Genomic DNA, 6,087 nt, shown 5'->3' on the forward strand with positions numbered 1-6,087 from the left:
TCGACGCGGCCGGTTTGCCCGATGATGAAACCGGTTCCCTGATGGACCGGCACGCGGCTGGCCAGGTGCGGCAGGTTGAATGTCTCCTGACCGTCGCCGCCATAGGTCGTGCCGATCAACTGGAACAGGGCATCGTTTTCGGAGATGGGTATCGTCTGGCCCTGACAGAACGCCCATCCGGCGGGCGCAAAGTTCCCCGCGAACATGCGAATCTCGCCGATGTAAACTGTCATGACTGCGCGTCCTTCAATTCCGCGACGGGAAGATACCTTGCAGGGCGATGCAAAAATTCAGCACCAGATAGGGCTGCATGTTTTCATGTGCCTGGCTGCCGCCCATCGTGGTGACGCTGCTGGGCACCAGCGTTGTCAGGTTCGATGTCGCGGGCGCGTAAAGCTGCGCGGGCGACGCCGCAAGCACATTGCCGCTGGCGACGAAGAGATCGCCGGAATCCGATGTCGCGCTGGCGGTGTGAGAATGCTGGGGAATCTCGGGCAGTGTGAGCGTATGCGCCTGCTCGCCGCCCCGCTCGCCCAGGAGATGACCTTGGCCGCCAGTATGAGTTGGCACGCGCCCGCGCAAATCGGGCAAGGCGAAAGTCGTTTGCCCATTGCCGCCATAGGTCGTGCCCAGCAGAGCAAACAATGCCTGGTTCTGGTTGATCGGCAGGAGCTGTCCGTCGCAGAACGCCCAACCTTGGGGAGGGAAGTTGAAAGAAATCAACTTGATTTCCGAGAGATACGGCTCGGCCATATACACCCCCAAACGTTCAATTTGTAGTAAAAAGCCAATCTCTACATGACGTTACGTTAGATCACCCACCGCCACAAAGCAATCTGCTCGGCCAATACATTTTGTAATTTATTCCAGCGCCACCGCGCGCAACGCCCGCCTATGGCAGGGGCGGCTCCGTAACCCCAACAATGGTCCCGAAGCCGGTGTTGTTGTGGTCGGCGGCCACTGTCGCGGCACCGCCACCCGAATGGCTGTTGAGACTGGCGAGATAGGCCTGAACCGCCGTGTCGTCGGTGGCGCTGCCGGCATAGCCTTCGATCTTGTCGATCACATTGAACCGCTGCCGCACGCGGATATCGGTGACGCCAGCTGACGGATCGACGCTCAGCGTATTTCCATGGATATCAAAAGTCAGCGCGCCATTGTCGGGCGTGCCGGAGGCACCAGCCTGGCTCGAGGTTATCCCGCCATTGACGCGGATCGCCTCGAGCGCGGCTGCGGTCGTCGTGCTGACGGTGTTGTTGGTGATGGTGGCATTGACGATCCCATTGCCGTCGCCGTTCGCGACCAGGATGCCATAGTTCGCGACGTGCGTGACAGTGTTGCCGTCGAGCTTGACGGTCACCGTGTTGCTGCCGGTGGCGGTCCCGTTGATGGAGACACTGATACCTGGTCCGGTGCCGGAATCCGCGTTGTTGATGTTGTTGTTGAGGATGTTGCCCGTGAACAGGCCACGCACGACCGGCGATGCGGCACCGCCGCGGTTGACGTTGATCTGCGAGCCCGCGCCGCCGGCACCAAACAGGGTCGCATAGTTCGCCGTGGTGAAGGTCGCGTTCAGCACATTGAAATTATAGGTGCCGGCGCCGTTCTGATCCATGTCCACGCCAACGAAATTGTCGGTGAAGGTGCCGCCGCTGCCGGCGACGCCGGCCTGGCCGACATCGAAATCGATGTTGCCCGAGCCGTTGTTGATGAGCTGGATACCTCTCGCGAAATTGCGCAGGAACGACGAGTTCGTGACAAGGCCGGTGATGTTGGCGGTGCCGTCGGCCTGCAGCAGCAGGCCGACATTGCCTGGCGGTCCCACGGAGGTGTCGCGGAAGGTCGAGCCCGAAACAGTGATGTTCAACGTGCCGCTGTTGTTGAAGACGTTGAAATTGTCCTCAAGGCCGTTCGCGATCACCGAATTGGTGATGGCGACGGTGCCGGTCAGGCCGTTATGGGCGGCGTCGGCGGCGCGGAAGCTGATCGAGCCTTCGTCGGCCGCGGCGCTGGTGCCGTTCGTGCCAGAGGTTGCGTTCACCACGCTATTGGTGAGCGCGAAGCCATTCACCTCGAACCCTCGGATACCGAAATTGTCGAAATCGTTCAGCTGCAGACCATTGAGCTGCACATCCTTCGTATTGCTGAGGTAGATGCCGGTGCCTTGCGTGGCGCTGCCATCGGCGCCGGTCTTGTTGGCGATGACGCCCCCGCCGGTCGCGCCGACGTTGGCGCCATTTCCAGTCACATGCAAGCCGCCATTGCCGAGCGCCGTGCCGGTATTGACCAGGATGATGCCGTTGGCGCTACCGCCATTCGATGTGATGCTCTGGAAGACAAGGTTCCCCGAGCCGATATTCGTGTTCTCGACATCGAGCGCGGTGCCGGTCCCCGAATTGATCGTGCTGCCGGAGCCGGTGGCGGTAACCGTGCCGCCGCCGGTGGCGCTGAAGCCGGTGGTGTCGCTGGTTGAGGTATCGATCGCCAGCTTGTTGGTGAAGCTGATCGTCGTGCCGTTGGTGCCGCCATTGGCCACCAGGTTGATGCCGTCGCTAAAGCTATTCGATGTTATGGCGCCGTCGAACGAGATCGTGCTGCCGCCGCCGGCGGTGCCGGTGTGGTTCTGGACGTCGATCGCGGTGGCGTTGGCGGTGTGGGTAATGGTGCCATTGTAATCGATATTGGCCGAACCGCCCGAAACCAGGAACGCCGTACCCGTTGCACCGCTCAGCGCGCCGGAACCGAGGTCGACCGTGCCGCTGACGTTGGTCAGCCTGACATTGTTGGCGCCGCCGACCGAATTGGTCGAATCGAGCGCGATGCTGGCGGCGACGCCAGAGAGATTGATCGCCTGGCCGGTGGTCGCCCTCACCGTTTCTGCGGCAGCGGTAGCTGTGATGCCCATCGTGCCGCCGGTTCCAACAATTCCGGTGCCGCTGGCGGTGTCGATGGTCACGCCGCCGGTGAAGCTGACCGTGCCGCCGGTTTGCGAGACGCCGACGCCGGTGGTCGTGTCAATGTTGGCGAGGCCGGTGATGTTGAGCGTACCGCTCGCCACCTGAATGCCGCCGCCCGCCGTGACGGCGCTGTTCAGTGTCACCGTGTTGAAGGTGAAGACGCCGGTGTTGCCGGCGTTGATCGCCATAATGCCGGCAGTCGTCGCCGCGGCAACGCTCGTGTTGCCGGTGACGGTGAAGGTACCGGCGACGCCGTCGAAAATGATGCCGCCGCTGCTGCCGCCTGAACTGATGCTGGTCACCACCATATTGACGGTCAGCGGATCGAGATCGAACGCCGCGCCATTCCCCGTGAAGACGCCGCCGCTGCTGCTGTTCAGCGTGAAATTGGTGGTCTTGGTGTTGGCTAGGACGCCGGTGCCGCCATTGTTGAAGACGCTGAACGCGCCGAGATCGAGGGTGCCGCTGGTGTTGGTGAAGCTGAGGCCGTCGCCCTGGACGCGCCCTGGGCCTGGTGAGCCAACACCGATCGTTCCGGCGCTGACAGTGCCGCCGGCGCCGTTGGAGTCGAAGCGGACATTGTTGAAGGCGATGCCGCCGCCAGTGCCGCCGAGCACAGTGTTGTCGGCAAAGGACTGGATCTCGACCGAGTTGTCCGTCGCGCTGATGTTCTGGCCGGCAAAGGACGCGGCCAGCGCCGATCCCGTCGATTTCAGCGTATTGCCGTCGATCGAAAGCAGAAGCGTGTTGGCCGGCGCAGCTGATGTGGAGAAATCGAGCGCCCTGCCGCCGGCCGCGATGTCGTTGTTGCGGAGGAAGAAACTGGAGGCGGACGTCGCGTTGACGGCGACACCAGTGCCGGTGCCTGTGTTGCGGATGATGAGGTTCTGGAGGCCGCCGGTGACGACGCCCGAGCCTGATGTCGCCAGATCGACCACCGAGCCGGCGGTGTTGCTCTGCAGGATCGGCCGTAGCGTGTCGATGCCCGCCGGTGCCGCGATGATCGGCGAGTTTTGCACGGTGGTGAAATGGAACGCAGCCGAAGCGCCGGCGCTGGTATCGACGCCGAGCTGCGAGACATCGACGGCCGCGTCGTCGCTCTTGAAGGCGAGCAGTACCTGCCCGTCATCGAGCTGGAACGACGTACCGCCGAGGTCAATCGTCGCCTGGCCGCCGTCGACGTTCTTGTCGATGAGCACAATGACATTGGCGGTAGATGCCTGGGCGTTGGTATAGGTGCCCGGATTGAGCAGGCTGCCGTCGCCAAGGGCGGTGGCATCGGCGGTGACATAGTAGACCTTGTACGAAGACAGGTTCGACGTGTCGCCGCTGAAGTTGACGTCGTTGAAATTGTAGTCGCCCGATGTCGGCAGCGTGTCGGTGGCGTGGATGACCTGGCCGTTGCCGAAGGTCTCGATCTTCGATTCGGCCGGGCTGCCGCCGTCGCCGAACACCAGCCTGGCGTTGGTGGCGCTGGAGAACTGGACGCCCTGGGCGACCTTGGTGATGGTCGACGTCTGACCAGCAGGGCCAGGATTGTTGTTGAGGAGGTCACCGAGCTGGATCTTGCCGGTGCCGGTTGTCGTCGTGCCGGCCATGTCGATGCCGAGCGAACCGGTGGAGTTGCCGCCGTCGACATCGAAATCGTCGGCCGTGATGGTGCTCGTGCCGAGCGCCGCGCCATTGAGGTCGAGGCCGACGGCGTTGGTGGCGCTTGCCGCGATCCCGATGTTCAGGCTGTGGAAATCCAGCGTCGAGCCGAGCGTGCCGGAAACCTGGACGCCGGTGCCAGTGATGCCCTGCAGGTCGACCGCCCCGAGATCGATGGCGCCGCCGCTGACATTGTTGAGTGATATGCCGGTCGCCGCGCCATTGGTCGAAATCGTGTCGAACTTGATGCCGTCCGCGCCGACCGTCGCGCCTGTCGCCCCGGCCACGACCGCCGTCGCATCGCCAAGCTTCAGCGCGGTTCCCGTGCCGGTGGTGATGGTGTTGCCGGTGCCGCTGACGCTGATCGTGCCGGCGCCGAAGGTGCTGGCGCTGAAGCCGGCGCCGCTGGCGGTGGTGATCTTGAGGTTGCCGCCGGTAAAGGCGAGCGAGCCCGTGCCCTGGGTCGGGCCGATGCTGGGGAGCTTGACGATGGCGCCGTTGGCGCCGCTGCTGGTGTCGAATATCTTCGAGGTGCCGGAGAAGGTGGCCGTTCCCTCGGACGATCCGTCAAACAAGACGCCGACGGCGCTCCCGGTATGATTGATCGTGCTCGAAATATTGTACACGCCCTCGGCGTTGCCGCTGAAGGTGAAGACCGCTGTCCCCGGCAGTGCTACTGCCGAGGTCGAAACGACCGAACCGCTCATGTTGAGCTCGCTCCAGTCGCCGCCGCCGACTTGCAAGACGCTACCCGCGCTGACGTTGATCGAGCCGGTGTAGTTCAGTGTGGCGTGGACAAGATCATTGCCGCCGGCGAGCGTGATCGCTGAACCAGTGGTGCTTGTCGTCGCGCCGATGCTGGCGCTGCCGCCATTCCCGCCAACGTTGACGGTCCCGCTCGAGGTCGTCAATGCGATACCGATCTCGGCGCCATCGATGTTCAGGGTGGATCCGGCGACATTGGCGATGTTTATGGTGCCGACCAGCGGCCCACCAATATCGAACCCTCTGTAGCTGACGTCGAGATCGGTCTTGCCGGTGAAATTGACCACGCCGGCGCCGCTCAGGCCGATCAATGAAGCGCCGATGTAGCCGGTATCCCTCAGGCCGCCAATGTTGACGTCGCCGCCGAGATTGATACCTCCAAGCAGCACACCAGCGCCGGTACTCGTGGATACGGCCGAGACGCTGTCGAAGGCAACGCCGCCGGCGCCGACATTGGCGCCGAACAAGATAAGACCGTCGGCGCCGGAATTGATCTCGTTGCCCGTGCCGGTGACCGTAACGGCGCCGGTGGTAAAATCTCCGAAGGCGATGAAGCCGGTGCCGGTCGTCGTCGTTATGTCGAGACCGCCATTGGTGAAATTGATCGCGGAATTGGTGTTGGGGGCCGGTGTGCCTGCGGGGAAATTGCCAACGAGACCCAGGCTGACGGCGTCCGTCGCGCCCGAGCTGATCACCTTGCTGGTGCCCGAGAAGG

At 63.2% G+C, this 6,087-nt stretch carries 3 protein-coding genes; all 3 read right to left on the reverse strand.

The annotated features are described in order from the left end of the window. The coding region (locus EN884_RS21995; RefSeq protein WP_206617619.1) for a tail fiber protein at positions 1-233 on the reverse strand (233 nt) is incomplete at its 3' end. A 13-nt stretch (positions 234-246) separates the two neighbouring features. Continuing rightward, entirely contained in the window at positions 247-753 is a 507-nt protein-coding gene (locus EN884_RS22000; protein ID WP_063169581.1) for a tail fiber protein, read from the reverse strand. Positions 754-892: 139 nt separating this feature from the next. Further along, complete coding sequence (locus EN884_RS22005) at positions 893-6,067, reverse strand: hypothetical protein (RefSeq protein ID WP_206617620.1); 5,175 nt, start codon at positions 6,065-6,067, stop codon at positions 893-895. Between the last annotated feature and the right edge of the window lie 20 nt (positions 6,068-6,087).

Source organism: Mesorhizobium sp. M7A.F.Ca.AU.001.01.1.1 (assembly GCF_004022735.1).
In the GTDB taxonomy this organism is placed as follows: Bacteria; Pseudomonadota; Alphaproteobacteria; order Rhizobiales; family Rhizobiaceae; genus Mesorhizobium; species Mesorhizobium ciceri.

What these genes read in the sequence shown, in the direction of transcription:
- EN884_RS22000 (WP_063169581.1), bottom strand. Translation starts at nt 753, where the DNA reads ATGGCCGAGCCGTATCTCTCGGAAATCAAGTTGATTTCTTTCAACTTC.